This window comes from Yoonia sp. R2331 (assembly GCF_041103235.1).
Taxonomy (GTDB): Bacteria; Pseudomonadota; Alphaproteobacteria; order Rhodobacterales; family Rhodobacteraceae; genus CANMYO01.
Window position 1 is genome coordinate 2,148,841 of the sequence record NZ_JBGCUN010000001.1, and the last position, 25,306, is coordinate 2,174,146.

Annotated in this window: 26 protein-coding genes; 17 read left to right on the plus strand and 9 right to left on the minus strand. The window is 58.8% G+C overall.

Translation table 11 applies throughout. The features are described 5' to 3' along the window. Window positions 1-7: 7 nt before the first annotated feature. The 6 genes from AB3Y40_RS11045 to AB3Y40_RS11070 are packed head-to-tail and all read left to right on the plus strand — an operon-like array spanning window position 8 to window position 6,585. A complete protein-coding gene (locus tag AB3Y40_RS11045; RefSeq protein WP_369438840.1) occupies window positions 8-1,969 on the plus strand; it encodes an alpha/beta fold hydrolase in 1,962 nt (653 codons plus the stop codon). Further along, window positions 1,966-3,306, plus strand: coding sequence for a glutamine synthetase family protein (locus AB3Y40_RS11050; protein ID WP_369438841.1), 1,341 nt, complete (start codon window positions 1,966-1,968; stop codon window positions 3,304-3,306). Before AB3Y40_RS11045 ends, AB3Y40_RS11050 begins: the two co-directional genes overlap by 4 nt. Window positions 3,307-3,309: 3 nt before the next feature. Continuing rightward, window positions 3,310-3,813, plus strand: coding sequence for a flavin reductase family protein (locus tag AB3Y40_RS11055; protein WP_369438842.1), 504 nt, complete (start codon window positions 3,310-3,312; stop codon window positions 3,811-3,813). Beyond that, window positions 3,810-4,547: a type 1 glutamine amidotransferase gene (locus AB3Y40_RS11060; RefSeq protein WP_369438843.1), complete on the plus strand. Its 738-nt coding sequence runs from the start codon at window positions 3,810-3,812 to the stop codon at window positions 4,545-4,547. Before AB3Y40_RS11055 ends, AB3Y40_RS11060 begins: the two co-directional genes overlap by 4 nt. A 4-nt stretch (window positions 4,548-4,551) precedes the next feature. Further along, entirely contained in the window at window positions 4,552-5,097 is a 546-nt protein-coding gene (locus AB3Y40_RS11065) for a tripartite tricarboxylate transporter TctB family protein (RefSeq protein ID WP_369438844.1), read from the plus strand. 12 nt (window positions 5,098-5,109) lie between these two features. Further along, window positions 5,110-6,585, plus strand: coding sequence for a tripartite tricarboxylate transporter permease (locus AB3Y40_RS11070; RefSeq protein ID WP_369438845.1), 1,476 nt, complete (start codon window positions 5,110-5,112; stop codon window positions 6,583-6,585). Window positions 6,586-6,628: 43 nt separating this feature from the next. On the opposite strand, the gene phaR is transcribed toward AB3Y40_RS11070, so the two are convergent. After that, window positions 6,629-7,174 (minus strand): polyhydroxyalkanoate synthesis repressor PhaR, encoded by a 546-nt coding sequence (gene phaR / locus AB3Y40_RS11075; protein WP_369438846.1) that lies wholly within the window; start codon window positions 7,172-7,174, stop codon window positions 6,629-6,631. Between the two features lie 110 nt (window positions 7,175-7,284). Beyond that, window positions 7,285-7,821 (minus strand): winged helix-turn-helix transcriptional regulator, encoded by a 537-nt coding sequence (locus AB3Y40_RS11080; RefSeq protein ID WP_369438847.1) that lies wholly within the window; start codon window positions 7,819-7,821, stop codon window positions 7,285-7,287. A 40-nt stretch (window positions 7,822-7,861) separates the two neighbouring features. Between AB3Y40_RS11080 and AB3Y40_RS11085 the strand changes: the two genes are divergently transcribed. Further along, complete coding sequence (locus AB3Y40_RS11085) at window positions 7,862-8,239, plus strand: VOC family protein (RefSeq protein ID WP_369438848.1); 378 nt, start codon at window positions 7,862-7,864, stop codon at window positions 8,237-8,239. A 124-nt stretch (window positions 8,240-8,363) separates the two neighbouring features. Next, window positions 8,364-9,080, plus strand: coding sequence for a hypothetical protein (locus AB3Y40_RS11090; protein WP_369438849.1), 717 nt, complete (start codon window positions 8,364-8,366; stop codon window positions 9,078-9,080). 99 nt (window positions 9,081-9,179) lie between these two features. On the opposite strand, the gene AB3Y40_RS11095 is transcribed toward AB3Y40_RS11090, so the two are convergent. Both AB3Y40_RS11095 and AB3Y40_RS11100 read right to left on the minus strand, forming a co-directional pair. Then, entirely contained in the window at window positions 9,180-9,623 is a 444-nt protein-coding gene (locus AB3Y40_RS11095; protein ID WP_369438850.1) for a Phasin, read from the minus strand. Window positions 9,624-9,856: 233 nt separating this feature from the next. Beyond that, window positions 9,857-11,665, minus strand: a complete 1,809-nt coding sequence (locus tag AB3Y40_RS11100) for a PHA/PHB synthase family protein (protein WP_369438851.1) — start codon at window positions 11,663-11,665, stop codon at window positions 9,857-9,859. Between the two features lie 69 nt (window positions 11,666-11,734). Between AB3Y40_RS11100 and phaZ the strand changes: the two genes are divergently transcribed. Together phaZ and AB3Y40_RS11110 are read left to right on the plus strand one after the other, a co-directional pair. Next, window positions 11,735-13,021 carry a polyhydroxyalkanoate depolymerase gene (phaZ, locus tag AB3Y40_RS11105; protein WP_369438852.1) on the plus strand — a complete coding sequence of 429 codons (1,287 nt, stop codon included), beginning with the start codon at window positions 11,735-11,737 and terminating at the stop codon, window positions 13,019-13,021. Between the two features lie 112 nt (window positions 13,022-13,133). Then, the gene (locus AB3Y40_RS11110; RefSeq protein ID WP_369438853.1) at window positions 13,134-13,709 is read left to right on the plus strand and encodes a DUF6151 family protein; all 576 of its coding nucleotides are present in this window, start codon (window positions 13,134-13,136) and stop codon (window positions 13,707-13,709) included. Between the two features lie 33 nt (window positions 13,710-13,742). Here the strand turns inward: AB3Y40_RS11110 and katG are convergent, their stop codons facing one another. Next, complete coding sequence (katG, locus tag AB3Y40_RS11115) at window positions 13,743-15,935, minus strand: catalase/peroxidase HPI (protein ID WP_369438854.1); 2,193 nt, start codon at window positions 15,933-15,935, stop codon at window positions 13,743-13,745. Between the two features lie 96 nt (window positions 15,936-16,031). Here katG and AB3Y40_RS11120 point away from each other — a divergent pair, with 96 nt between their 5' ends. Beyond that, the gene (locus AB3Y40_RS11120) at window positions 16,032-16,955 is read left to right on the plus strand and encodes a hydrogen peroxide-inducible genes activator (protein WP_369438855.1); all 924 of its coding nucleotides are present in this window, start codon (window positions 16,032-16,034) and stop codon (window positions 16,953-16,955) included. Here the strand turns inward: AB3Y40_RS11120 and AB3Y40_RS11125 are convergent. Beyond that, a complete protein-coding gene (locus tag AB3Y40_RS11125; RefSeq protein WP_369438856.1) occupies window positions 16,912-17,625 on the minus strand; it encodes an alpha/beta fold hydrolase in 714 nt (237 codons plus the stop codon). The two genes, AB3Y40_RS11120 and AB3Y40_RS11125, sit on opposite strands and share 44 nt — an antisense overlap. 69 nt (window positions 17,626-17,694) lie before the next feature. Beyond that, window positions 17,695-19,044: an MFS transporter gene (locus AB3Y40_RS11130; protein WP_369438857.1), complete on the minus strand. Its 1,350-nt coding sequence runs from the start codon at window positions 19,042-19,044 to the stop codon at window positions 17,695-17,697. A gap of 194 nt (window positions 19,045-19,238) precedes the next feature. On the opposite strand from AB3Y40_RS11130, the gene thrS reads away from it, so the two are divergent. The 5 genes from thrS (at window position 19,239) to AB3Y40_RS11155 (ending at window position 24,023) form a co-directional block, all read left to right on the plus strand. Beyond that, on the plus strand, window positions 19,239-21,233 hold the full coding sequence (gene thrS / locus AB3Y40_RS11135; RefSeq protein WP_369438858.1) for a threonine--tRNA ligase: 1,995 nt from the start codon (window positions 19,239-19,241) through the stop codon (window positions 21,231-21,233). A gap of 288 nt (window positions 21,234-21,521) precedes the next feature. Continuing rightward, a complete protein-coding gene (locus AB3Y40_RS11140) occupies window positions 21,522-21,824 on the plus strand; it encodes a BufA1 family periplasmic bufferin-type metallophore (protein ID WP_369438859.1) in 303 nt (100 codons plus the stop codon). A gap of 59 nt (window positions 21,825-21,883) precedes the next feature. Beyond that, window positions 21,884-22,735, plus strand: coding sequence for an MNIO family bufferin maturase (bufB, locus tag AB3Y40_RS11145; protein ID WP_369438860.1), 852 nt, complete (start codon window positions 21,884-21,886; stop codon window positions 22,733-22,735). After that, on the plus strand, window positions 22,732-23,469 hold the full coding sequence (locus tag AB3Y40_RS11150) for an HvfC/BufC N-terminal domain-containing protein (protein ID WP_369438861.1): 738 nt from the start codon (window positions 22,732-22,734) through the stop codon (window positions 23,467-23,469). Before bufB ends, AB3Y40_RS11150 begins: the two co-directional genes overlap by 4 nt. Before the next feature lie 11 nt (window positions 23,470-23,480). Next, on the plus strand, window positions 23,481-24,023 hold the full coding sequence (locus AB3Y40_RS11155) for a DoxX family protein (protein WP_369438862.1): 543 nt from the start codon (window positions 23,481-23,483) through the stop codon (window positions 24,021-24,023). Here AB3Y40_RS11155 and AB3Y40_RS11160 read toward each other — a convergent pair. Both AB3Y40_RS11160 and AB3Y40_RS11165 read right to left on the minus strand, forming a co-directional pair. After that, window positions 23,992-24,357, minus strand: coding sequence for a hypothetical protein (locus AB3Y40_RS11160; RefSeq protein ID WP_369438863.1), 366 nt, complete (start codon window positions 24,355-24,357; stop codon window positions 23,992-23,994). The two genes, AB3Y40_RS11155 and AB3Y40_RS11160, sit on opposite strands and share 32 nt — an antisense overlap. A gap of 24 nt (window positions 24,358-24,381) precedes the next feature. Continuing rightward, the gene (locus AB3Y40_RS11165) at window positions 24,382-24,708 is read right to left on the minus strand and encodes an arsenate reductase family protein (RefSeq protein ID WP_369438864.1); all 327 of its coding nucleotides are present in this window, start codon (window positions 24,706-24,708) and stop codon (window positions 24,382-24,384) included. Between the two features lie 124 nt (window positions 24,709-24,832). Between AB3Y40_RS11165 and AB3Y40_RS11170 the strand changes: the two genes are divergently transcribed. Further along, a complete protein-coding gene (locus tag AB3Y40_RS11170) occupies window positions 24,833-25,042 on the plus strand; it encodes a cold-shock protein (RefSeq protein WP_369438865.1) in 210 nt (69 codons plus the stop codon). The last annotated feature ends 264 nt before the right edge of the window (window positions 25,043-25,306 follow it).

A 25,306-nucleotide genomic window follows, 5' to 3' on the forward strand; every position in this document is an offset into this window, starting at 1 on the left:
ATCAAGCATGCGCGAGACGGTTCACTGCATTTCTCAGTCGACAGCCCCCCCAGACGATGTCTGGGCGACGGTCGCTGATTTCAATGTCGACTGGCACCCGATGGTGGCCTGGTCGAAGATCGAACCGCCCGCAAACGCCCAGATCATCCGCCGTTTTGCAACCGGTGACAACGATGCGATCATGCGCGAACGGCTGACCTATTACAGCGCGAGCGATCATACGATGTCCTATGATATGGTCGAGGGGATCGCGGATGCGAAATCTTACAAGGCACGGTTGAAAATCTCGGAAAACGGGACGGGTTCGACCGTGACGTGGAACGCAGAGATCAACGCAAGCGCGGCCCGCGCAAAGGATATTGCGGACGGCACGCGCGCCATTTTTGAAGCTGGCCTGGAAACACTTGTCTCGCCCCAAAGATCAGAGGCCCAAGGACATGAACCATTGCCTCAAAGCTCGGTTCGGCACCTGACATTAGGGAAAACGCCCTGTCTTGGCCTGAGCGTCGCACCCGAGGGGCTGGAGGCCGCCGAGACAATCTGCCTGTTCCTGCACGGAATCGGGGGCAACCGCAGGAACTGGGACGATCAGGTCGCCGCTTTGGCGCATATCATGCCCACCGTTGCCCTTGATCTGCGAGGATATGGGGAAAGCACGCTGGGGTTTTCGCCGTCCCAATTGGACAGCTATTTCGATGATATTCAGACCGTTATGGCCAAGTTCGGTGCAAAAAAGGTCGTGCTGTGCGGGTTAAGTTACGGGTCATGGATCGCGGCAAGCTTTGCATTAGCGAATCCCGACAAGATGTCCGGTTTGGTGTTGTGCGGCGGCTGTACGGGCATGTCCGAGGCGGACCCCGATGAACGCGAGTCGTTCCGCGTCTCAAGGGAAGTGCCGCTGGATGCCGGTCAGACCCCCGCAGATTTTGCGTCAGGAGTGGTCGACATCATCGCCGGTCCGTCTGCATCGCCAGAGATACGCGCGAAGCTGCACGCATCAATGGCAAGGATTCCTGCCGCAACGTATCGCGATGCGTTGAATTGTTTTTGCAACCCGCTAGAAAAGCTCGACTTTGCCAATGCCAGCTTCCCCGTTCTTCTGATGACGGGGGAGCACGACAGATTGGCACCGCCCGCAGAAATCCGCACTGTCAGCCACCGCTTTGCGGATGCGAACGCGCCACTGGTGATGTTTGAGGTCATTGCTGATGCGGGCCATGTCTGTAACCTTGAGCAGCCCGATGCTGTGAACGCCCAATTGGCAAAATTCCTGAAGGTTGTGAGCCCCCCTGCCAGCGCGTCGCCCAAGACCGCGCGAAAGAGCACCAAACACGCCCGCATTCTGGACGCCGCCCTGCGCGAGTTTTCAAAGAACGGCTATTCCGGTGCATCCATGCAGGCGATTGCGGAGCGTGCCGAAGTCTCAAAACCGACGCTTTATCAGTACATTGGCCGTAAGGAAGACATCTTTCGCGCGGTCCTTGATCAGGGGCGCGCCAAGATCCTGGCACCCTTGGCCGGATCCGGTGATACGCCGATGGTCACAACCCTTTGGAACTTTGCATGGGGTTATGCCCGCTATGTTTTGCACCCCGACAACCTGTCGATTGCCCGTCTGATCATTGGCGAAGCCGAGCGCGTGCCGGACATTGCACGTCAGTTCCATGACGCCGGTCCCGCACGTGCGCACGCGGGGATCTGTGACTATCTTGAAACGCAACGCACAAACAAGAAACTGTCGTTTGAGCGCCCCGGCATCGCGGCAGAACACCTTTGGTCCTTGATCCTGTCGGGGCCGCGCAACCACGCGCTTCATTTTCCGCATGATTTGCCGGATCACGCGACGATTTCAGAGACAATCATCAGCGGATTGCAGGTGTTCCTGCGCGCCTATTCCACCGATCCCGAGACTGACCTGGCTGCTTTGGCCGATCTTGGCCAAGACAGCCCCCCACGGAGAACGACATGAAAGACATACTGGACGCCAACAAAACGCGCTTTATCACGGTTGCGATGACGGACACCAATGGCCTTTTGCGCGGGCAGAAAGTGTCCCGCAAGTCGTTTGAAGGTATTTTGAAGGCCGGTATGGGGATGGCGCCGGTGACGTTCGCGCTCGACCCGACGGACGAATTTCTGGACATTCCGGGCGTGACCGATGAAAGCGCCGATTTCCATGACAGTCCGCTAACGGTTGATCCAAGCACGGTCCGCGCGATCCCGTGGGAAAAGGACGGCGATGACCTGTTGGTCTTGTCGAACTACACCGGTGAGACGGCGGGCATGTGCCCGCGGTCCTTGCTGGCGTCGGTTCTGGACAAAGGGGCGAACGCGGGGCTGAACCTGAAATACGGGCTAGAGCTGGAGTACATGCTGTTCAATGAAACGGCCGAAACCCTGCGGGAAAAGGGGTTTCGCAACCTCACCCCCGCCACCACGCACGCCAGCCACGACCTGTTGATCTATCAAACCACCCAATCGCAATGGTATTCGGACGTGGCCGACATGTGCGAGGCGCTCAAGATTGATCTGGCCAAGATGCATGAGGAAATCGGCGCGGGCTTCATGGAGGCCTGCACCGGTGCCGGCACCGGGCTTGCGCCAGCCGACCAGACCGTCTTGCTGAAGAATTTCATGCGGGCGCTGGCCACCCGGCAGGGCAAGACCATCACCTATATGGCGCGCTGGTCGGAAGAGGCTGACAGTCAATCGGCCCATGTTCATCTGTCGCTGATAGGGGCCGATGGCACACCGCTGTTCTGGGACGAAAGCAAGCCCGACAATATGTCAGACACGTTTCGCCACTTTCTTGGGGGGATGCAGACCTACCTTGGCGAGATGATGTTGCTGTTTGCACCAACCGTGAATTCGTACCGTCGTTTTGCGCCGGGTACCTTTGCGCCGCCTGCCCTGACCTGGGGGATCGAGAACCGCACCACATGCTTGCGGGTTGTTGGCCATGACGCGGGGTCCTTGCGGGTTGAAAACCGCTTGCCCGGATCGGATGCAAATCCTTACCTGACCGTTGCGGCAACGCTGGCCGCCGGGTTGGCCGGGATCGCCGAAAAGATCGAGCCGGACGCCGCCGTCGTGGGCAATGGCTATGTGCCGTCCGATACCGAACCGCGGGATTACCCGCGCAACATGCGCGACGCCATTGCAGCCCTTCGCGCCAGTGCATTTGCACGCGAATGGCTGGGGGATGTCTTTGTTGATGCCTTCACTGCGACCCGTGAAAGTCAGGACAATGCCTTTATGGGTATGGTCCCGGACACAGAGCTGCGTCGCTTTTTCGAGTTAGGATAGACCATGCTGCGCGCGCAATTTATCGACGGAATGGCCAATGCAGCCTGTTCTGTCTATGTCGTAACAACGGACGGGATTGCGGGCCGCCGCGGTGTGACGGTCAGCGCCGTATCTTCTGTCTCTGCTGACACGCCGAAGCCGACGTTGTTGACTTGTGTCCACCACCTGTCGCCTGCCGCCGCAGCCATCCGCACCAACCGCACGTTTTGCGTCAACCTGTTGCGCGATGATATGACGACCATCTCAAACGCGTTTGCCGGGCGCACGGAGGCCAAGGATGAAGCAAAATTCGACTGTGCCACGTGGACCAAAGGCGAGACAGGCAGCCCTATGCTGGATGGGGCGCTGACCGCATTCGATTGTGTGGTGCAGCATGACATCATGTGCGGCAGCCACCATATTTTTGTGGGCGAAGTCCAGCAGGTGAAGATGTCATCTGGCGAAAAGGCCCTGATCTACGCCAATCGCGGCTATAACAACGCCCAACCACTTGATGATCTTATATGAAGATCGGCGTTCTTGTCGCAGGCGTCTTGCCTGAAAAACTGTCGCAGCGGTTCGCGGGCTATGGCGAGATGTATGCCGCGTTGTTGGGTGGGTTGGGTTACACGTTTCGCCATTACGATGTCCGTAACGGCGATTTTCCGGCAGCAGCGGATGAAGCCGATGCCTGGCTAATCACAGGGTCCAAAAACGGGGTTTATGAGGATGAGCCTTGGATCAAGACCCTGAAAACCTGCCTATCCGATATCCTGAAATCGGACCGGCCGGTTGTGGGTATCTGTTTCGGCCATCAAATCCTTGCAGATGTTCTGGGCGGAAGGGTCGCAAAATTCGACGGCGGCTGGACGGTCGGACGGACCCGGTACTGCCTGCGTCAGGGCACGACACTGCACGCAATTGCCTGGCATCAGGATCAGGTGCTTGCGCTTCCACCCGGTGCTGTTCGGCTTGCCAGCTCTGACAGCTGCGAAAACGCGATGATGATGGTGGGTGGCCATGTCCTTGGCATCCAACCGCATCCGGAATTTGACGCGGCAATCATGCGCATAGCTCTTGACGCCTATGGCGACATCTTACCTGCAGATCTTTCCCAAGCTGCGCGCGCCACAGCGCATGAACCCGTTGCACGCGATGCTTTGGTCGCGATGATCGATACGTTTCTGCGGTCCAAGGTGCGTGCGCCTGACCAACTGCAGCAAAAGGTGCTTCAAGCCATGTCTCGGTCAGAGGCAGCCTAACGTCATGGCATCGTCACGCACCACCCAGTTTGTCCGCCTGTTTCACCGCGAACGCCGCCGAGGAGATTTGGTTTTTGCCGTCGTCTTCCTTGTCTTCTCTGCGTTCATGTTCGCATCCATGGGATCGCAGACAATATGGGCTGAAGGAACGGCCCTTTATGCGCAGCCAAGGTTCTGGCCAGCAGTTTCACTGGCTGGCATGACCTTCTTCGCGACGCTCCACTGGATCGGGTCCGCATTATCGCCGCGCCTGCCTGGCCGGTGGCAGGAAATCTGGCTATGGGCGCGTTCGGTCGAGTACGCGGCGTGGTTTCTGGGGTATGTCCTTTTGGTTCCCTTTTTGGGCTACCTGATCGCCACGCTGTTGGCTGGTGCGGCCCTGATGATCAGAGTTGGCTACCGTAGTTTTGCGGCCATTGGCGGCATGATCCTGACGAATTTCATCATCGTCCTGACTTTCAAATCAACCCTGAAGGTCAATCTGCCCGGTGGCGCCATCTACGAATATCTTCCCACCGCATGGCGCAGCTTTATGCTGACCTACTTCTAAGGAACCTCATTCGTGGACATCCTGCTTTCAGGTTTTGGAATTCTGGCGCGATGGGATGTCGTGGCCGCCCTGCTTGTCGGGTCGATTGGGGGCGTCATCATCGGCGCGATCCCCGGTGTTGGTGCCGCTGTTGCGATTGCCATTTTGCTGCCCGCGACGTTTGCCTTTGACCCAATTGTGGGCCTGACGGCGCTGCTCGGGATTTATGGGTCATCCATGTATGGCGGGGCCATTCCCGCGATCCTGATCAACACACCCGGCACAGCCGTGAACGCGCTGACCACTTATGACGGCTATCCGATGACCAAGCGGGGCGAGGCACCGCGGGCGCTGTCACTGGCCTATTCCGCCTCTTTCTTTGGCGGCATTTTCTCTGTGTTGTGTCTGATGATCCTGTCGCCCTTGCTGGCATTGATCGCGCCCCATTTCGGCGCGCGGGAGATATTCCTTGCGGCGCTTTTGGGTGTCATCCTTGTGATTATCGCCCACCGCGGTCAGGTCTTTGCCGCAGGGATGTTGGCGTGTTTCGGGATCTTCTTGCAGACAATCGGGCTGGAGCCGGTCAAATATTCCACCCGATATACCTTTGACCAAACATGGCTGGCCTCTGGCCTTGACCTGATCGTGGTTGTTCTGGGGCTTTTTGCCTTCTCTCAGGCATTCTTGTTGTTGGTCGAAGACAACGTAACGCCGCATCCCCAGCCTGTGAAAGGCCAGCTGACCGCGGGGCTGAAAGAGCTGATGGGACACAAACGCCTTGCGTCCGTGTCATCGTCATTTGGTGTCCTGATGGGCATGATTCCGGGCGTCGGTGAGTTTACGGCGCAGTTCATGTCCTACACTTATGCGCAAAAGAAATCGGCAGCGCCTGAGCTGTTCGGCAAAGGGGCACCCGATGGATTGATCGCGTCCGAAGCGGCAAACAACGCCGTCCCTGCTGCGGCGATGATCCCGCTTTTGGCCTTGGGCATTCCGGGCGAGGCGCTGACCGCGATGATGCTGTCAGTGTTCTACGTTCACAACGTCGTGCCTGGCCCACAATTGTTCCAGAACGACATGGATTTCGTGATGGCCATTTATCTGGCCATGCTGATCCTGAATGTTCTGGTGATCGGCTTTTTGCTGGTGTCCACAAACCTGCTGACCAAGATCATTCAGATACCGACGCGCCCGCTTGGTATTGTCATTCTGATCCTGGGGTTTGTCGGTGTCTATTCACTGCGCAATTCCATCACGGATTGTGCCATCGCTGCAGGGTTTGGTGTGTTTGGGTTGGTGCTCAAGCGTCTCAACCTTCCCGTTGTGCCGATCATCCTTGGCATTGTTCTGGGCGGCATCATGGAATCCAAGCTGCGCATCGCGATGGGGCGGGTCGAGACTCCGCTGGACTTTATCAATCGCCCGATCGCCGGATTCCTCTTTGTCGTGATTTGCGTCATTCTTGCGCGGCAGGCATTTGCGTTCAGCCGCGGCCTGCGCGCACGCTAAAGCCGTATCTGGCCTGCCTGTGGCAATTGAGGGCGATGGCGCCTTACCCCATCTTGTTCAGCTTGTCCTGCATCGCCTTCAACTGCGCCTTGATGTCATCCAGATCGCCGTCGTCCTCGGGCTCTTCCTTGGCGGGGCCAGAGGAGCCGGGGATCATACCGCCGGTCATGGCCTTGAAGAACGCCTCTTGCTGCGCGCGCATGGCGTCGAAACCCGGCATCGCGGACATGGGGCTGGCTTTGGTCATGTTTTCCATCGCCTTTGACTGCCCCTCACGCAGCATCTCGAAGCTGGCTTGCAGGAACGACGGCACGACAGAGGCGGCCTGCGTGGTGTAGCTGCGGACCAGATCGGTCAGGATATCGGTGCCCAGCACGCTTTCGCCGCGGCTTTCGTGTTCAGCGATGATTTGCAGCAAATACTGGCGGGTCAGGTCATCGCCTGATTTGAGATCGACAATCTGCACCTCACGGCCATCGCGGATAAACGCGGCGATGTCTTCCAGTGTGACATAGTCACTGGTTTCGGTGTTATAGAGCCGCCGACTGGCATAGCGCTTAATCAGCAGGGGTTTATCGGTCGAAGCCACGGGCGTCCCTCCCAAGACGTGTTGCAGTGCAGAGAAGCCTAAGCGGCGTTGCAGCAAAATGAAAGTGTCGCGTGACCAATTGCGCGCACAACCTTGCGTCCGCAAGCGCGTCAGACAGCGATTTCCAAGGCCTCTGCCATCGCGCGCCCAGTGCTGGAGGCACAATAAAGCGGGCGTAGCGGTGTCTGATCGGGATCAATATCGCGGACAATCCAATCGCGGGCCTGCAGATGATGCAGGGACTGTGACAGGGCACGATCGGTGATCGGATGCAAATGCTGGCGCAAGCTCGCGAAATGCCGGGGTGTCTTGCTGACTGCCAGAATAGGCAGTGACCAGACCCGGCGGATCAACCGTGCGTCCGTCGGATCAGGCAATAGCGATTTGACCCGTGATGCCGCCTGCCCCGCCGCTTGCCCTGCGGGCGTCAGCCGAAACTCTGGCCGCAGCGGATGACCGTGGCCCGGATTGCGTTCGACCAGACCCAGCGAGACCAGATGCGCCATGCTTTGGGCAAAGGCATTCCGGCTGGCACCGGTCGTCGTGAGCAGCTGCGCCTGCCGCCCCGGTGTGCCGTCCGACATGGCCGCCAGAATATCCAGGCTCCAAGCGCGCGCAGTAAGCTTGACAAGTTGGTCAATGTTCATAAAGTATAGTTACTATATTTTTTGACCAAAGGAAAGTGCCATGGCCGTCGCAGAACTTGATGAAACAATCACAATCGCCCTCTCTGTTCGGGACCGCCACGCAAGCGCGGCCTGGTACGAAAAGATGCTGGGGTTTGCACTTGTCTACCACGCGGACGAGGCCGGTTGGAGCGAGGTCAGCACCAAGACCGCTGGTGTCACGCTTGGCCTTGGCGAACAGGCAGAGCCGACGCCTGGCAATTCGGTGCCCGTCTTTGGCGTGGCCGACATCGATATAGCGCGCGCGGGGCTTGAGGCGGAAGGCGTGAAATTCGACGGCCCGAATGATGTTGTCGAAGGCATGGTCAGCACCGCCACCTTCTATGACCCCGACGGCAACGCGATGATGCTGGCGCAGGATCTGACCGGCGGCGCATGACAAGAAAGGCGCATCCGGGAATGGGGTGCGCCAAAGTCCTGAAAATGCCAATGCAACCCCGTGCGATCCCTTGCCCCTTACGACCGAGAGGCTATGTTTCAACCTGTTAACTTTGGGATGGGACATGACATTTTTGCGTAAATATGCAGCTGCGACTGCACTGGCGGTTTTGGCCGCACCTGCGATGGCTGCACCAGTCACGCCGACATTCACAACCTTTGGCGCGTTGCCGGGCGCGAGTTTTGGCGGAACAGGGATCCCCAACGACCAAGTCGCGATTTCGACCTTTGATGTGGCGGGCGGCGTCCTCACACTGGGGCTGGCTGCGACACCGCGCTATGTGCTGGACCCTGCGTTGAGCAATGATGGCGCAGGCACCTACACCGCGCCGACCGGGTCGGAACTGCGCGGGCCAAATGCCACTGATGGCGCGCTTTGGAACTTTAGCTTCTTTGCCGAAACCACCGGCACCCAGACGCTCGCCGATCTTGGCATTGTTCTGTTTTACGACACCGATGCCGGTGCCGCGACAGACAAGGCTGATCTTGGCACGCTGAATGTGTCGGGCTTGAACGCGCTGCTGCAGGGTGATCCCAAAAAGCTGGAGGGGTCGCAAAACCTGCTGTTTGGATATCTGGGCGTTGATGGGATCGGCGTGCGCGCACCGTCAAACCCGTTCGACCCCAATGCCGCGGGCGAATACAGTTTTGAGCTGTTCTCGACCCAAGGCAGCGTTGCAATCAACGTCAACACCATCGCCGCGGTGCCCCTGCCCGCCTCTGGTGCGCTGTTGCTGGCCGGGCTTGGCCTGCTGCTGATCCGGCAACGCCGCAAGGACTAAGCCGCCAAACAGTATGTCAGCCAAGAAAAATGGCGCATCCGGGATCGGATGCGCCTAAGTTTTGTCATGGCCGCAGGGAGGTCGGGCCCGACAGGGAGTTTACTTTGCAGTTGCCTTCTTGGCAGCGGCAGTCATCTCGTCAGTGGCCTTCTTTGCAGCAGCAGTCAGGTCCTCAGAGGCGTCTTTGCCAGCGGCCATCATCAGTTCCATTGTCTTGGTCTGAACCGATTTAGCGATCTCAGCGAAAGCAGCCATGTGCTCTGCAGCGGCTTCGGCAGAAGCAGATGCGAAGTCAGTCATCGACTTGGCGTAGTCGGCTGGCTCTTTCTTGGCTTTGGTCAGGTCCTGCATCTTGGACAGGGTGTCGGCAGCCCACTTTGCGGACAGTTCAGTCGACTTGGAAGCCGCGTCGATGTTCACAGCCGACAGCTTTTCAGCCAGGGTTGTCTGCGACTTGAAGGCATCTTCCATTGCTTTGGTGTCGACGGGGAATGCGCCCATCATGTCTTTGAACACAGCGGTGAAGTCTTGTTGCTTAGCCATTGTCTTTACCTTTCGGGTTTTCGGTGCGGTGGGAGAAACCGCGTTAATCTCGTGACACAGAGATACGTGCTGCACCGCAGCATTTCAAGTATTTTTCTGCACCGCAGCATAATTTTTTCTGCGCGCGCGCAATCGCCTGAAAAGACAGCGTTTTTCAGCGCACACCCATAAAAATAGGGGGTCTAAGGCAAGGGATTGTGGCAAAAACGCCCCAAAGTTTCACCCTTAGGTTGTCAGGATTTGGAGCCTTGCGCCTTGACGTAAGTGCCCGGAGCCGCCTCAAGCACCGGATGTTTCGCGTCGCCAGGCACCCGTGCCGCGACCTTTTTGCCGGACCGTTTCGACAACCACTTGTCCCAGAGCGGCCACCACGACCCCTCGTGCTGATCGGCATCTGCTTGCCAGTCTTCCGGGGTCAGGTTCAGGTCGGGGTTGGTCCAATGGCCATATTTGTTCTTGGCGGGCGGATTGACGATCCCCGCGATATGGCCAGAGCCTGCAAGGATAAAGGTCTTGTCCTTTGATCCCATCTTCTGAATGCCGCGATAGCTGCTTTTCCACGCCGCGATATGGTCCGTTTCGCAGGCAATCGCGCAAAGCGGCACATCCACGTCCGCGATATGGGCGCGGTCGCCTGCCACCTCGAACCCGGTGGTGGCAAATTCATCGCCCTGACACAGACCGCGCAGATATTCCTTGGCCATGCGTGCGGGCAGATTGGTGCCATCGCCGTTCCAATACAGCAAATCAAACGCAGGTGGCGCCTGCCCCATCATGTAGCTTTTGATCGCGGGGCCATAAATCAGATCATTGGACCGCAGATAGCTGAAGGTGCGCGACATGTAGAAGCTGTCGAGCACCCCGGCCTGATCGACTTCTGCCTCGATCCCCTGCACGAAATCCTCATCCAGAAAGACACCCACCTCGCCCTGATCAGAAAAATCTGTGAGCGTGGTGAAGAACGTGGCAGAATTCACTGTTTTGTCGCCGCGATGCTTCATAAGGGCCAGCGTCAGCGACAGCGTGGTGCCTGCGATGCAATAGCCGATTGTGTTGATCTTCTTGACGCCGCAGATGTCTTTGACCTCTGCCATGGCCTTCAGATAGCCCTCTTCGATGTAGTCACTCATCGAGGTGTCGCGATAGCTGGCATCGGGGTTCACCCAGGAAACAACAAACAGCGTGTAGCCCTGATCGACGATCCATTTGATCAGCGAGTTCTGCGGTTTGAGGTCGAGGATGTAGAATTTGTTGATCCACGGCGGGAAGATCAGCAAAGGCGTGGCATGCACTTTTTCGGTGGTCGGCGCATATTGGATCAGCTCGAACATGTGGTTGCGATAGACCACTGACCCTTCGGTCGTGGCGAGGTTTTCGCCCACATTAAAGGCATCCTTGTCCGCCAGCGTGACAACCAGATCACCGTCGTTTGCTTCCAGATCGCGGACAAGATTTTCCAGCCCTTTCACAAGGCTTTCGCCTTCGGTTTCGACCGCCAGCGACAAAGCCTCGGGGTTGGTGGCTAGGAAATTGGTGGGGCTGAACAGATCCACGATCTGCTGGCTGAAGTATTCAAGCCGCTTCTTTTCGCCCGCATCAAGGTCGGTCACGTCCTGCACCGCCTGCTGCACGGCCGCAGCGTTGATCAGGTATTGCTGCTTGATAAAGTTGAAATAGGGGTTGGTGTCCCACAATTCATTCTTGAAACGACGGTCTTTGGGGCCGGGATCTTCGGGCGCCGCGATCTTGCCTTGGGCCAGCACATGCTGCGCCTCGACAAAGTGCTTTACCGATTGCGACCAATAGCCCATCTGATGCTCGATCAGCTTGGCCGGGTTCTGCATCATTTCGGTCCAATAGGCCCCGGCGGCCTTCAAATAGAGGTCCTGACTTGGCCCTTGAAGCGCTGGTGGCACCGCCCGCGACTGACCGATCGCGCCCAAAAGACGCTGCGTCAACGCCTCGACCCGCGCAAGATTTGCCTCTAGTTTTTCAAGATTTTTACCAGATGTTGCGTCGTCTGTGACATCTTTAGTTGTCATATTGTATTCCCGTGACTACTTTGCAGGTGCAGCATTGCAAGTGCAGTGCAACATCAGGAGCGTTCCGTAATGAAGTATATGATGACCTATGACCTGATGGAAGCCACGCGCAACACGAACCAGTGGTTAGGGGCGACCGCGCGCGCATTTGCAAGCTATCCGGCCATGGCCATGACGGCCAATCCGTTCATGGATTGGCTGGGCGCTTGGGGCGAGGTGACAGAACGCACATTCGCCCGCATGGTCGTCAAGCCGGACTGGAATATCCCCACCATTTCGATGGAAGACGGGCAGGATCACGTGGTTGATGTGCAAACTGTTGTCAGCCGTCCCTTTGGTGATCTGATCCACTTTGACGTTGTCGGGCGCAAGCCGCTGTCCCGCCGCGTCCTGCTTGTGGCCCCGATGTCGGGCCACTATGCAACGCTGCTGCGCAAAACGGTGATCAGCCTGCTGCCCGATTGCGAGGTTTATGTCACCGACTGGCACAACGCCCGCGACATTCCTGTCAGCGCAGGAAAGTTCGATGTCGAGGATTACACGCTTTACCTTGTCGACTTCATGAAGGAACTCGGCAGCGATCTGCATATCATCGCCGTTTGTCAGCCTGCCCCGCTGGCGCTTGCCGCCACCGCCTATCTGGCCGAGGAAGACCCCAAGGCCCAGCCGCGCAGTCTGACCCTGATCGGCGGGCCGATTGATCCAGAGGCGAACCATACCGAAGTCACCGATTTCGGCCGCTCTGTCACGATGGGCCAGCTGGAAGAAACCATGATCCAACGCGTCGGGTTCAAATATGCGGGCGTGGGCCGCATGGTCTATCCGGGGCTTTTGCAACTCGCCTCTTTCATCTCGATGAATGGTGAGATGCACAGCACCGCCTTTCGCGACCAGATCATGAAGGTGGCGTCGGGCGAAGCCTCTGAACACGACAAGCACAACGCGTTTTATGACGAATATCTGGCCGTGATGGATATGACGGCTGAATTCTACCTGTCCACGGTGCAGCGCATCTTCAAGAACCGCGATATTGCGCGCAATGATTTTGAGGTTGCGGGCCGCACGGTCGACATTGGCAAGATCACCACCGTGGCGGTCAAGATTGTCGAGGGCGAAGATGATGACATTTCGGCCCCTGGTCAGTGCCTTGCCGCCCTTGATCTGCTGACCGGCCTGCCTGACAGCAAGAAAGCCGCACATCTGGAACCGGGCGCGGGTCACTACGGTATTTTTGCCGGTGGCAAATGGCGGCGCAACATTCGCCCCCTTGTGCTGGACTTTATTGACGCGAATGCCAAGGCACCCGCCACGCGCAAACGCGCCAAGACGGGCGGCAAGGTCGTCAACCTCAAGTGAGTCTCTGCGGGCACAGTTGACCCGCGCGTAAATCGGGCCCCTTCGAAAAGTGGACCGCGCCGCCGCATCCCGTGATAAGATGCTGCAAAGGCGTGCGACGATCAGAGGGACCATGACCGACAGCACCACGTTTTCCTGCGCTTGTGGCACAATCCACGGTGTCCTGACGGATGTGTCCGAAAAGACCGGCACGGGTATCGTCTGCCATTGTTCCCAATGCCGCGCGGCAGAGGTTTATCTGGATCAACCCGATCCCGAAGACGACGGCGTTGCGATCTTTCAAACCACCTGTGATCACGTCACCTTTCATACCGGTGCCGACAAGATGTATGCCTTCAGCTTTGAAGAGGGCAAGCTGATCCGCTGGTATGCAAGTTGCTGTAAAGTCCCGCTTTTCAACACGATGGCCGAACCCAAAAGTGGCTTTGTCGGGGTGATCGTGGACCGGTTGGCCGACACCAGCCCGTTGGGGCGCATCCGCGCGATGCTGTATCAGCGTGATGAAAAGGGCAAGCAATCGCATAGTGGTTTGCGCCATGTCATTGCAGGCGGAACCAAGCGCGCGGCGCGAATGCGGTTGACCGGAAAATGGAAGAAGAGCCCCTTTTTCGGCAAGTCAGGCAAGCCGATCAAGAAGGTGCATGTGCTCAGCGATATTGAAAAGCATCAATTGCCGCTGAAAGACTGACGCGAGGCCGTTTCCGGCCCCGCGCCCATTTCATTAGACCAGATCGAAACGGTCGTTGTTCATGACCTTGGCCCATGCGGCGACAAAGTCGTGCACGAACTTTTCGCCCGCATCGGCACAGGCATAAACCTCTGCCAAGGCGCGCAACTGGCTGTTGGACCCAAAGATCAGGTCAACCGCGGTGGCTGTCCATTTGGCGTCACCGGTCGCCCGGTCCTTGCCCGCATAGGACCACTGTGACGTGGGTTCCCATTCGGTGCCCATGTCCAGCACATTGGTGAAGAAGTCGGTGGACAACACGCCGACGCGGTCGGTGAAGACACCTTCGGTGCTGCCATGGGCGTTTGCACCCAACACCCGCAGGCCACCCACAAGCACCGTCATTTCCGGTGCGGTCAGGCCCAGCATCTGTGCCTTGTCGACCAGCAGTTCCGCAGGCGCACGGGTCAGGCCCTTGGCGCGGTAGTTGCGGAAACCATCGGCCTTTGGTTCCAGCACTGCGAAACTTTCGACATCTGTCATCTCGTCCGTGGCATCGGTGCGGCCAGAGGTGAAGGGCACCGTCACGTTGACGCCGGCCGCTGCCGCCGCTTTTTCCACGGCAACCACACCGCCCAGCACGATCACATCTGCCAGCGAAGCACCAGAGGTATGCGCCACACCGCGCAACTGCGACAGCACAGCTTGCAAGGCCTGGGGTTCGTTGACCTCCCAGTCCTTTTGCGGCGCAAGCGCGATGCGTGCGCCATTGGCCCCGCCACGCATATCCGTGCCGCGGTAGGTCGCAGCAGAGGCCCATGCGGTGCGCACAAGGTCACTGACGGACAGGTCTGTGGCCGCGATCTTTTCTTTCAGATCAGCCACTTGTGCATCGCTCAGCGTGATGCCGCCCGATGGCACCGGATCCTGCCAAATCTCTGGCTCTGCCGGGACCAGTGGGCCAAGGCCCCGCACATATGGCCCCATGTCGCGGTGGGTCAGCTTGAACCACGCCTTGGCAAAAGCCTGCGCAAACTCATCTGGGTTGGCGTGGAAACGCTCGACGATCTTGCGGTAGATCGGGTCTTCTTTCAGCGCGATGTCGGATGTGAACATCATGGGCTTGTGACGTAGGTCAGGGTCATGGGCGTCGGGCACCGTGCCATCAGCCTCTGGATCCTTGGGATACCACTGGTGCGCGCCGCCGGGGCCTGTGCCAAGCTCCCACTCATAGCCCATCAGGTTGTTGAGATAGCCCATATCCCACTTGATCGGGTTGTTGGTCCATGCGCCCTCAAGACCCGATGTGATCGTGTCTTTGCCCTTGCCGGTGCCATAAGAGTTCTTCCAGCCCGTGGCCATTTCCTCAATCGGTGCGCCTTCAGGCTCTGGCCCCATGTGGCCTTCTGGGTTGGCAGCACCGTGGCCCTTACCAAAGGTGTGACCACCCGCGGCCAGTGCCACGGTTTCTTCGTCGTTCATCGCCATACGGCCAAAGGTTTCGCGGATATCGCGGGCAGAGGCGAGCGGATCAGGCGTGCCGTTTGGCCCCTCTGGGTTCACGTAGATCAGGCCCATCTGCACGGCACCCAGCTCACCAATCAACTCGCGCGGGTCGTCGTAGCGCTCATCATCCAGCCACTCGGTCTCTGGGCCCCAGTAGATGTCTTCTTCCGGCTCCCACACATCAACGCGACCACCGGCAAACCCGTGGGTCTTTGCGCCCATAGATTCCAGTGCGACGTTCCCTGTCAGGATCATCAGATCAGCCCAGGACAAGGCCGCACCGTATTTCTGTTTGATCGGCCACAGCAGGCGGCGCGCTTTATCAAGATTGCCGTTATCGGGCCAGCTATTGAGCGGCGCAAAACGCAACGTGCCTGCCCCTGCCCCGCCACGGCCATCGCCGATCCGGTAGGTGCCGGCGCTGTGCCAGGCCATGCGGATGAAGAACGGGCCATAGTGACCATAGTCCGCAGGCCACCAATCTTGACTGTCGGTCATCAGCGCGGTCAGGTCAGCTTTGACGGCATCCAGATCAAGGGTCTTGAACGCCTCGGCATAGTTGAAGTCCGCGCCCATCGGGTCAACCTTGGGCGAGTTTTGGTTCAGCGGGCGCAGGTTCAGCGCATTGGGCCACCAGTGCTGGTTCGCAGTCGAACCCGTGGCAGTCTGGCGGTTCGGTCCGCCCAAAACTGGGCACTTCGCGCCGCCTTCGTTCACGTCCTTGAGTTCTGCGCCGTCCATCGGAATCTCCCTTGATGTGATGATTTAGAATCGTTTTAACAGAGCGTCGCGATTGGTTTAAGTTGAATCTCCTGATTGAAACGATAAGTTCACCTTATGAAAAACGTCACCCTCAAGCAGTTCCGCTATTTTGAGGCTTTGGCCCAGACCGGCCACTTTGGGCGGGCGGCGGATATCTGCGGCATCAGCCAGCCGGCCCTGTCGATGCAGATCAAAGAGCTGGAGACATCGCTGGGGGCGGTGCTGTTTGAGCGTGGCCCCCGGCAGGTGCAATTGTCGCAGTTTGGGGAATCGCTACGCAGCCGCACCCGTGACATCCTGCGCGCGGTGGACGAGCTAGGCGATCTGGCGCGCGCCAGTCAGGACGGCATGGTCGGCCGCATCCGGATTGGCGTGATCCCCACGATTGCCCCTTATTTGCTGCCGCGCTTGATCGGACAGTTGCAGGACCAGCACAGTGGGCTGGACATTCACATCCGCGAAACCCTGACCCCGCGCCTGATTGAAGAGTTGACCGATGGCCGGATTGATACCGCCATTGTGGCCTTGCCCGTGTCAGAACCTGCCTTTGAAGAAGTGGCCTTGTTTGAGGAAAACTTTGTCCTGATCCGCCCGGCCGCCGAGACCGACCGCCCGGTGCCCAACGCAGATGCCCTGCGCGAAATGCGCCTGTTGCTGCTGGAAGAGGGCCATTGCTTTCGCGATCAGGCCCTGTCGTTTTGCAGCCTGCCGACCGTGCGCCCGCACGAAGGGTTGGACGGCAGTTCGCTGTCGACATTGGTTCAGATGGTCGGCGCAGGCCTGGGTGTAACGCTATTGCCCGACATGGCGGTCAGTGTCGAAACCCGGTCCGCAGATGTGGCTGTCGCGCGGTTTCCCGCGCCGCAACCAACCCGCACCATCGGGATGATCTGGCGCAAGACCAGCCCGCTGACCGAACAGCTGACCGAGATTTCGCGGGTGGTTAAGGCCGCCGCTAGCGCAGGATCAGTGGGGCGCTCATCCAGTCGCGCAGGATGATGTTCGTTGCCACAGGTTCTTCGAGCGTGGGCAAGTGCCCGGCGCCTGCGATCACTTCAAGCTTACCGTAGGGGATCAGTTCTGACATGAATTCGTGCCGCCTGACCGGCAGCAAGGTGTCATCCTGCCCGCAGATCACAACGGCGGGCTGTTTGATCTTGCGCAGCGTGGTCTGCTGATCGCGCCTGCGCTGCATGGCGCGGGCCTGTTTGACGTAGGCCTCTGCCCCGTTGGAATGGGCCATATCAGTGACCATCTGGTTGATCGCCATGCGCAACGGTCCCGGAGACAGGTAATCAGGGCTCATTTCAGTGGCGATGACATCTGCGAACCGCCCGGATCGCGCGGCCACAATCAAGGGTTCGCGCGCCGATGCGGCCTCTGGCGTGTCGGCCTGGGCGGTGGTGCTGATCAGCGCAATGCGGTTGACCCGCTCAGGCGCGCGGCGCAGCACCTCAAGCGCCACAGCGCCCCCCATGCCCATGCCTGCCAGTGCGAATTTTGGCGGGGCCCAATCGAGAATCTGGCTGGCGATTTCTTCTGTTCGCTCGCCAAAGTGGGTTGGCGCGAACATGATCGGATAGTCACGGGACAGCCCGTCGATCTGCGGCGAAAACACCCGCGCATCGCACAGCATCGGTGGCACCAGCACCAGTGGTTCGCGTGTCATGACTGCCCTGTATCCCGTTCTTTTGCCGCACTGTGCCGCGCGGGCGCGCGGGCGGCAAGTGCCAAAGGGTCAGCCGTGCGAGGATACGTGTCGCGACGCAGGACGGTAGATCGCCAGAAGGCCCAGAATGGACAGCACAAAGATGCCCGCAGGCACCAGCGTCAGTGCCAGTTTCAGCGCGCCCAGCGCCTCGGGCGTCTGATCCACAACGCCCGATGTGGACGACACCCAGCCAGAAGCTGACAGGATCAGGCCCAGCACCAGAGGTGCCACCGCATTGGCGACCTTTTGACCAAAAAGCCAGACCGCGGAAAACGCGCCTTCGATCGCCTCGCCCGTCTCGGACCGGGTGACATCCATCAAGTCTGGATACATCGCCCAGGGAATTTGCTGGTAGGCCCCGTTGGTAAACCCCGCGCACAGGAACAAGAGCGCCATGACGGTCACCCCTGTCGCTGGGAGCGACAGCCAGATCACGACCAGCACCCCGATATAAAGCACAACCCCCACAATCAGCGCCCATGTCTTGCCCAACCCGGCAGAGGTTTTGACCCATACATATTGCGACAGCACAGATCCCACGATGAACATCGCAAAGAGGGAGGAAAAGATGCCAAGCGCCGATGCCAACCCCGACAAAGGGCTGCTGCCATCATCCGCCATCAGGTAAAGGGCGGCCAATTGCAGCCCTGCCGCTATCATCGCCACGGCCAGCGTCAGCAGGCCGTAGAGCAGCACCAGAATAACAAAGGCGCGGTTGCCCAGCACCAGACGCAGCACAGTCGTAAATTGACCTTGGGCTGCGGCCTCGATCTTGGGCGCGCGGCGGGTAAACCACAACATCCCCCAGATCGTGAGCACCACAACCGGCGAGACCATCAGCACCGCGCTGAAATAGCCCGCGCGCGTATCGCCCGCCAGTGCGGGCACCAAAGCCCCCGCCGTCAGTAAGCCAAGCGAGGCAAAGGTCATGCGAAAGGCCATCATCGTGGATCGTTCGCGCGGGTCCTGCGTCATCTCTCCGGCCATTGCGCCATAGGGGATGGCGACAAACGTAAAACCAATGGTCGCGACCCCGAAAAAGGCAATGACCCAAAGGGCGTTGGATTGCCACGTCATGCCTTCGGGCACGGCAAAAAGGCCCACAATCCCGCCTGCCAGCACCAGTGCGCCGATGAATATCCATGGTACCCGGCGGCCCCAGCGGCTGTTGGTGCGATCCGAAAAGAACCCGACCAACGGGTCCGTCACCACGTCAAAGGCCAGCACCGCAAAGGTCACAAGCCCCGCCACATCCGCAGGCACGCCCAGAAATGTGGTCAGGTAGGTAAAGACCAGCAGTTGCTTGACCACCACAAAGACGTTGATGCCCATGTCGGCCAGGCCCCAGCCTGCCTTTTGCCCCAGTGATAGCGCCATTGTCCCCTCCCCCAAGGATTTTGAGCACCCTAGGGCGGGGGTCGCTTTGCCACCAGTAAGACGTGGCGTCGATTTGCATCGCGGGCCAAGCAGCCTCTGCTGTTGACACGCTTGCCCAGTTGCGAAAAAAGCGCGGCACGACATAACCCGCAACCGGGCGTTCCGTGGGCGCCAAACTGACGAGGAGAGCCGATATGGCCCAAATCTCTCTGACATTTCCTGACGGCAATAAACGTGACTATGACGCGGGCATTACCCCTGCGGATGTGGCGGCCGATATCTCATCCAGCCTGCGCAAGAAAGCGATCAGTGCGACCGTGAACGGTCAGCACTGGGATTTGCAGTGGCCGATTGAGGCGGATGCCGACATCGCCCTGCACACGATGAAGGACGAAGATCAGGCGCTGGAACTGGTGCGCCATGACCTTGCGCACATCATGGCCCGCGCTGTGCAAGAGATTTGGCCCGATGTGCAGGTCACTATCGGCCCGGTGATCAAGGACGGCTGGTACTATGACTTTGACCGCAAAGAGCCGTTTGTGCCCGAAGACCTTGCCGCGATCGAAAAGAAGATGAAAGAGATCATCAACAAGCGTGATGAGGTCCGGACAGAGGTTTGGGACCGCGACCGCGCGATCAAGCATTATCAGGAGGCGGGCGAGCCTTATAAGGTGGAACTGATCGACGCCATTCCCGGCGACGAGCCGCTGCGCATGTATTGGCACGGCGACTGGCAAGACCTCTGCCGTGGTCCGCATTTGCAAAACACCGGTCAGGTGCCCGGTGACTGTTTTAAGCTGATGTCGATTGCCGGGGCCTATTGGCGCGGTGATTCAAACCGCCCGATGCTGCAACGGATTTATGGTGCGGCCTTCACCAACAAGGAAGGTCTCAAGCAGCATATGCACCGGCTGGAAGAGGCCGCCAAACGCGACCACCGCAAGCTGGGCCGCGAAATGGGTCTGTTCCACATGCAGGAAGAAGCCCCCGGTCAGGTGTTCTGGCACCCCAACGGCTGGACAATCTATACCGAGTTGCAGGACTTTGTGCGCCGCAAGCAACGCGCTGGCGGCTATGTCGAGGTGAACACACCGCAGGTCGTGGACCGCAAGCTGTGGGAGCAATCCGGCCATTGGGAAAAGTTTCAGGAAAGCATGTTCATCGTTGAGGTGGACGAGAGCCGGACAGAAGACGGTGAAAACGCCCAGAACTTTGACGAACGCGTCAATGATCCCAAACACACGCGGGTCAATGCGCTGAAACCGATGAACTGTCCCTGTCACGTGCAGATTTTCAATCAAGGCCTGAAATCATATCGCGACCTGCCCTTGCGCATGGCCGAGTTCGGATCATGCGCGCGCTATGAACCATCCGGCGCGTTACATGGCATCATGCGGGTACGGGGATTCACGCAGGACGATGGGCACATCTTTTGCCGCGAAGACCAGATCGAATCTGAGACAGCTGTCTACATCGACTTTCTGTCGTCCATGTACCGCGACCTTGGGTTTACTGAATTCAAGGTCAAATTCAGCGACCGCCCTGAAAAACGGGCCGGCACGGACGAGACGTGGGACAAGGCCGAACAGGCGTTGCTGTCCGCGACCCGCGCGGCAGGCATTGAGCCTGAATTGAACCCCGGCGAAGGGGCGTTCTACGGGCCGAAGCTGGAATTCGTGCTGACCGATGCCATTGGCCGGGACTGGCAGTGCGGCACCCATCAGGTAGATTTCGTGCTGCCCGAACGGCTGGACGCGGATTACATCGGTGAGGACGGCAACAAGCACCGCCCCGTCATGCTGCACCGCGCGACGCTGGGGTCATTTGAGCGTTTCATCGGCATCCTGATCGAAGAACACGCCGGTAAACTGCCGTTCTGGTTGGCCCCGCGTCAGGTGGTTGTGGCGACGATTGTGTCCGACGCAGATGATTATGCGCTGGAAGTGGTCGAGATGCTCAAAGCCGCTGGCGTTAGGGCCGAGGCTGATCTGCGCAACGAGAAGATCAATTACAAGGTCCGCGAACATTCCGTCGGCAAGGTGCCGGTGATCCTGGCCATTGGTGCGCGCGAAGTGGAAGAGCGGACCGTGTCCATGCGGCGGCTGGGCGAAAAGCAATCCAGCGTCGATGGGATTGAGGCCGTCACGGCGGCGCTGAAGCTGGAAGCAACACCACCTGATCTGCGCTAAGGCCGGCCTGTAACAATCCGTGAGCGCCATTTTCGCGACCCGCCAGAGTGTTACAAACCAAAGCCCGAAATTGAAACAAACCCGCCGTCCAGCACAGCGGGTTTGTCATTTTCGGCCCTTTTTCGCCTGTGACCGCCTGTCGCAGGCCAAATTCGGCTCACTTGACCTCACCGACGCGTGACCCACGCCTCTGTGAGTGGATTGCGCAGGGCTGCCACGTTTAGTGTTTGGTCATCCCCTGATGGGATACGACCTGAACTGAACCAAAGTCCAAAAGGAAAACTCCTCATGTCTAAGATGACCAACACTCTGCTCGTTGCTTCTGCTGTTGCTACCGCTGTTGCCGGTGTCGCCACAAACGCAACCGCACAAGAAAACGAAAAGTGCTACGGTGTCTCGCTGGCTGGCGAAAACGACTGTGCTGCTGGCCCCGGCACAACTTGCGCCGGTACATCCACTGTTGACTATCAGGGCAACGCCTGGACCCTGGTGCCTGCTGGCACATGTGCTGACATGGAACTGCCTGCACAGGCTGACGGTTCTGCACGCATGGGTTCGCTGGAAGCACAAGACCGCGACCTGCCTGCATAAGTATGCTAACAGGGTGGGCAAAATGCCCACCCTACCCTGACGTCCAAAGGTCCGAACCGATGTTTGATGCGCCGCAAAACACTCTGCCAGCCAAACCCGGTGTCGGCTACAAACCCCAGCATTACAGCGATATTACCACGTCACCCGGCCCCTTGGGCTGGCTTGAGGTCCACGCCGAAAACTATATGGGTGACGGTGGCCGCCCGATTGCGCAACTGCGCCACCTTTCCGAACAATTCCCGATCTCTGTGCATGGTGTTGGCCTGTCGATCGGCGGCGAAGGCCGCCTTGATCCGGACCACCTTGCCCGTCTGAAACATCTGGTGGGCTGGCTGAACCCGGCCAGCTTTTCGGAACATTTGGCGTGGTCCACCCACGACAGCCATTTCCTGAACGACCTGCTGCCCCTGCCCTATACGCCCGCCACCGTGGCCCGCGTCGCGGACCACATTGATGAGGTGCAGAATGTGCTGGGCCGTCAGATGCTGCTGGAAAACCCGTCCAGCTACCTCGCCTTTGCGGAAAGCGAGATGTCCGAGACCGATTTCCTGCGCGAGGTTGTGGCCCGCACCGGCTGTGGCCTGTTGCTCGACGTCAACAATGTCTTCGTCAGCGCCACCAATCTGGGCTTCACCCCGCAGGGCTATATCGACAGCTTTCCCCTTGATAAGGTGGGTGAAATCCATCTGGGCGGCCATGATGAAGACCACGACGATCACGGCGCGCCGCTGCTGATCGACAGCCATGGACGCGAAGTGGCAGATCCGGTTTGGGCGCTGCTGGACTATACGCTCGCCAAGACCGGCCCCCGGCCCTTGCTGATCGAATGGGACACCGATGTGCCTGAATGGCCGGTGCTGGCCGCTGAGGTTGACCGCGCCGCTGCCGCATTGGACCTGGTGCCCGCATGATCGTCACGCAAACGGAGTTTACGGCGGGGATACTGGACCCCAGCTTGCCCGCACCCGAAGGCCTGCAAGATGGCACTGGTGCGCCCACGTCCAAGCGGTTTGATGTCTACCGCAACAATGTTGCCGTCAGCCTGACCGATGCGCTGATCAGCGCCTTTCCGGTGATCTACAAGCTGGTCGGTGATGCGTTTTTTCGTGCAATGTCAGGCGTTTATCTACGCACCCACCTGCCTGACACCGCATTGATGATGTACTATGGCGATAAGATGCCGCAGTTTCTCAAACGGTTTGGCCCGGCACAATCCCTGCCCTATCTGCCCGATGTGGCGCGATTGGAAATCGCGATGCGCGAAAGCTATCACGCAGCAGACGCAGCACCTGTGTCAGCCGACGCATTGTCCGCCATTGCGCCCGATGCGCTGATGGGGACCAAGTTGACCCTATCTCCCGCGATCCGGGTGATCCGGTCCAGCCATCCGATCTACGGTCTGTGGCAGGCCAACATGATCACTGATGCGCCAAAACCGGTCAAACAGGGTGAAAACGTGCTGATTACCCGCACTGCATTTGACCCCACGCAGCATCTGATCAGCGATGCCGACGCCGAATTTCTGGCCGCGTTGCAGGCTGGTCACGCGCTTGGCGTGGCCATGTCCAAGGCGGGGCCGGAATTTGACCTGGGCGCTATGCTGGGTCTGTTGCTGCGCCAGGGCGCGCTGACCGAAATATCCTGAAAGGCCTTGATATGTTTACCTTAATTGACCGCACCTATCGGTCACTGAACCGGCTTGGCGACAGTCTTTTGCCGCTCTTGGCGCGGCTGGTCTTTGCCGGTGTGCTGTTCATGTATTACATCAATTCCGGCCTGACCAAGCTGGGCGACGGGATCGCGGGCCTGTGGACGCCATCACTGGGGGCCTACGCGCAGATCTTCCCCAAACAGATGGAAGCTGTCGGCTATGATGTCAGCCAATTGCCCGGCTACAGCACCATCATCGTGCTGGCGGGAACATGGGCAGAGTTCATTCTGCCGGTTCTGATCATTGTCGGCCTGCTGACGCGGCCCGCGGCACTGGGGATGATCGGATTTGTGGTCGTGCAAAGCCTGACCGACATCATTGGTCACGGCGCCGAAGCTGGGACGTGGTTCGATGGTAGCTCAGATTCGTTAATTATGGATCAACGCAGCCTTTGGGTGCTGCTGTTGCTGATCCTGGTCTTCAAAGGTGCCGGCTGGCTGTCGCTTGACCGGTTGATCAATGGGCGCGGGGCTGATCCGGTTGTCTAGAGGCGATTGCAAGAACGCCGCCTAAGCCCGCGAAACCAATGGGAAACATCGTTCCGACGTTGAAACCGAAGGCGCTGTAGAAGGCCGCACAGGACAACAACATCGCGATCCCGCCCCACAAAGCGCGATCCTTGGCCATTGCGCCACCGGCGATTGCAAGAAGCGGTGCGACGAAGCTAGCAAAGCGAATAAATGCTGGGTTTTCAAACAGATCAAGCGCATCGGCCACTTCGGGCGCGCGCGCGGCGAGTTCGGTTGCACCATAGCCAAACAGGCCCACGATGATCCCGATCAGGCCCGCAATCAGGCCCAGGACAGAAGCTGCGTTTCTCATATTTTATACATAGGTGCCAAAGGGTTAGGTTCCAAGGTGCGTTGCCTGAACGTCAGCTTTCCAGCCCATCGTCCAACCGTCATCTTCGATCACGGGGCGTTTCATAAGGGTCGGATGATCGCGCAGCAAGTCACTGGGATCATTAGCTTTCTCGTCTTCGTTAAGATTTCGCCACGTGGTCGAAGCTTTGTTAATAACTGCCGCACCGAAGGCGTTAACGATTGCGGTGATGTCATCATCTGTTAACCCGTCGGCCCGCACGTCGATCACCTTGGGGTCAATCCCGGCGGCGCGCAGCGATTTCAACGCTTTGCGGCAGGTGTCACAGGATTTCAGCCCAAAAAATCGCACTTTCGCCCCCTTTTTCAGCAGTTGGCGCAAATTTGCACAGGCCCACGCCGTTGTCATTTGCCTTTTGTGAAAATGCCCTAATGTTGAAGGGACCGCAATTCGGTTGTGACAAGGAGAATTCAAGATGCCGACGGGCACAGTCAAATGGTTTAACACCACCAAGGGCTTTGGTTTTATCGCCCCAGACGAAGGCGGATCGGATGTGTTCGTGCACATCTCGGCCGTCGAACAGGCGGGGATGACCGGCCTCGCTGACGACCAGAAGATCGCCTATGAACTGGTCGAAGGGCGCGACGGGCGCAAGATGGCCGGTAACCTTTCAGCGGTCGATTAGGGTTAACGCAACGCCGCTGCGGTGGGATGCACACCCCGTACACATCGCATACACATCACGGGCATGCGCAAGTATGAACGCACGATTAAGCTGCGCGGCGCGCGGGTGCGCCTCGCTTGATTTTGTTGCGAAAACGCCGGCCCGGCTGGTGTCCGGCGTTAACACTCCAGTAATCCGCATCCCCACGATTTTCAGACTTTGTTAACACGCGAAGCGCAAGCGGGGCGGCATCGCGTTTCAGAGATCATTAACCCTGATTTGGCA

Bases quoted from the DNA above. Each gene is read 5' to 3' on its own strand.
- AB3Y40_RS11100 (WP_369438851.1), bottom strand. From the start codon at position 11,665: ATGACAACTAAAGATGTCACAGACGACGCAACATCTGGTAAAAATCTT.
- AB3Y40_RS11120 (WP_369438855.1), top strand. From the start codon at position 16,032: ATGAAAAACGTCACCCTCAAGCAGTTCCGCTATTTTGAGGCTTTGGCC.
- AB3Y40_RS11110 (WP_369438853.1), top strand. From the start codon at position 13,134: ATGACCGACAGCACCACGTTTTCCTGCGCTTGTGGCACAATCCACGGT.
- phaZ (WP_369438852.1), top strand. From the start codon at position 11,735: ATGAAGTATATGATGACCTATGACCTGATGGAAGCCACGCGCAACACG.
- AB3Y40_RS11060 (WP_369438843.1), top strand. From the start codon at position 3,810: ATGAAGATCGGCGTTCTTGTCGCAGGCGTCTTGCCTGAAAAACTGTCG.
- bufB (WP_369438860.1), top strand. From the start codon at position 21,884: ATGTTTGATGCGCCGCAAAACACTCTGCCAGCCAAACCCGGTGTCGGC.
- AB3Y40_RS11045 (WP_369438840.1), top strand. From the start codon at position 8: ATGCGCGAGACGGTTCACTGCATTTCTCAGTCGACAGCCCCCCCAGAC.
- AB3Y40_RS11150 (WP_369438861.1), top strand. From the start codon at position 22,732: ATGATCGTCACGCAAACGGAGTTTACGGCGGGGATACTGGACCCCAGC.
- katG (WP_369438854.1), bottom strand. From the start codon at position 15,935: ATGGACGGCGCAGAACTCAAGGACGTGAACGAAGGCGGCGCGAAGTGC.
- AB3Y40_RS11080 (WP_369438847.1), bottom strand. From the start codon at position 7,821: ATGAACATTGACCAACTTGTCAAGCTTACTGCGCGCGCTTGGAGCCTG.
- AB3Y40_RS11055 (WP_369438842.1), top strand. From the start codon at position 3,310: ATGCTGCGCGCGCAATTTATCGACGGAATGGCCAATGCAGCCTGTTCT.
- AB3Y40_RS11155 (WP_369438862.1), top strand. From the start codon at position 23,481: ATGTTTACCTTAATTGACCGCACCTATCGGTCACTGAACCGGCTTGGC.
- AB3Y40_RS11130 (WP_369438857.1), bottom strand. From the start codon at position 19,044: ATGGCGCTATCACTGGGGCAAAAGGCAGGCTGGGGCCTGGCCGACATG.
- AB3Y40_RS11160 (WP_369438863.1), bottom strand. From the start codon at position 24,357: ATGAGAAACGCAGCTTCTGTCCTGGGCCTGATTGCGGGCCTGATCGGG.
- thrS (WP_369438858.1), top strand. From the start codon at position 19,239: ATGGCCCAAATCTCTCTGACATTTCCTGACGGCAATAAACGTGACTAT.
- AB3Y40_RS11125 (WP_369438856.1), bottom strand. From the start codon at position 17,625: ATGACACGCGAACCACTGGTGCTGGTGCCACCGATGCTGTGCGATGCG.
- AB3Y40_RS11065 (WP_369438844.1), top strand. From the start codon at position 4,552: ATGGCATCGTCACGCACCACCCAGTTTGTCCGCCTGTTTCACCGCGAA.
- AB3Y40_RS11095 (WP_369438850.1), bottom strand. From the start codon at position 9,623: ATGGCTAAGCAACAAGACTTCACCGCTGTGTTCAAAGACATGATGGGC.
- AB3Y40_RS11085 (WP_369438848.1), top strand. From the start codon at position 7,862: ATGGCCGTCGCAGAACTTGATGAAACAATCACAATCGCCCTCTCTGTT.
- AB3Y40_RS11170 (WP_369438865.1), top strand. From the start codon at position 24,833: ATGCCGACGGGCACAGTCAAATGGTTTAACACCACCAAGGGCTTTGGT.
- AB3Y40_RS11140 (WP_369438859.1), top strand. From the start codon at position 21,522: ATGTCTAAGATGACCAACACTCTGCTCGTTGCTTCTGCTGTTGCTACC.
- AB3Y40_RS11090 (WP_369438849.1), top strand. From the start codon at position 8,364: ATGACATTTTTGCGTAAATATGCAGCTGCGACTGCACTGGCGGTTTTG.
- AB3Y40_RS11050 (WP_369438841.1), top strand. From the start codon at position 1,966: ATGAAAGACATACTGGACGCCAACAAAACGCGCTTTATCACGGTTGCG.